General features: G+C 45.0%; 2 protein-coding genes. Both read right to left on the reverse strand.

Features of this window, described 5'->3' with window-relative positions:
• Positions 1–430, reverse strand: a 430-nt coding sequence (locus JK130_RS16545) for an IS3 family transposase (RefSeq protein ID WP_218355433.1), incomplete at its 3' end; no start/stop codon positions are given.
• 5 nt (positions 431–435) lie between these two features.
• Entirely contained in the window at positions 436–696 is a 261-nt protein-coding gene (locus JK130_RS16550; protein ID WP_218355434.1) for a transposase, read from the reverse strand.
• Between the last annotated feature and the right edge of the window lie 71 nt (positions 697–767).

Here is a 767-nt window from a genome sequence, read left to right on the forward strand (position 1 = left end):
CACGATTGAAATCATCAATCACGTTAAATGTGCGAAAGCGCACCTTGTTGTGCAAACGGTCACTCATAAAATCCATTGACCATGACTTACCCAGGGAGCAAGGAACGCTAAGCGGCTCTGGATTACGGGCTGGCAATCGTCGCCTGGTCTTGCGCCGAAGGTTAAGCTTCAGCTCGGTGTATATGCGATGCACACGCTTGTGATTCCAGCGATGGCCTAATTTTCTGAGGCGCTTAAAGCACTTGGGAAATCCCCAGCGATGATGCTTCTCGACTAATTTATTAAGCGCTTCGATAATTTCACTATCATTACTCAACGTGGATTCGTAGTAGTAAGCTGTACGGCTTATACAAACAACATCGCAGCTTTTCACTACGCTAACGCTATACTGCACCTGTAACTCGTGCGCCCAGACTTTACGCTCTGCCACAGGTGCTACAGCTTTTTTATAATGTCTGCCTGCATCTGTGATTTGAGGCTCAGCTCAGCATACATCTGCTTGAGTCGTCGGTTCTCTTCTTCAAGTTCCTTCAAACGCTTCACATCAGAAGCCTCCATGCCACCGTATTTTTCGCGCCATTTATAAAACGTCGACTGACCTATACCGTATTGGCGACATATCTCTGGAACAGATAAGCCAGCTTCAGCCTCTTTTAATATCGCCACGATCTGGCTTTCAGTTTTTCTCTTTGTCATCGTAAAACTCCTTTCAAATAGTTTAAAAGAAATTCTACGAATAAGCTGTTTCATTTTAGGGGGTAGTTACA

Origin of the sequence: Alteromonas lipotrueiana (genome assembly GCF_019249245.1) — a bacterium.
Classification (GTDB): Bacteria; Pseudomonadota; Gammaproteobacteria; order Enterobacterales; family Alteromonadaceae; genus Alteromonas; species Alteromonas lipotrueiana.

Excerpts from the sequence above, each read along its gene's own strand:
- JK130_RS16550 (WP_218355434.1), bottom strand. The coding sequence starts at position 696 with ATGACAAAGAGAAAAACTGAAAGCCAGATCGTGGCGATATTAAAAGAG.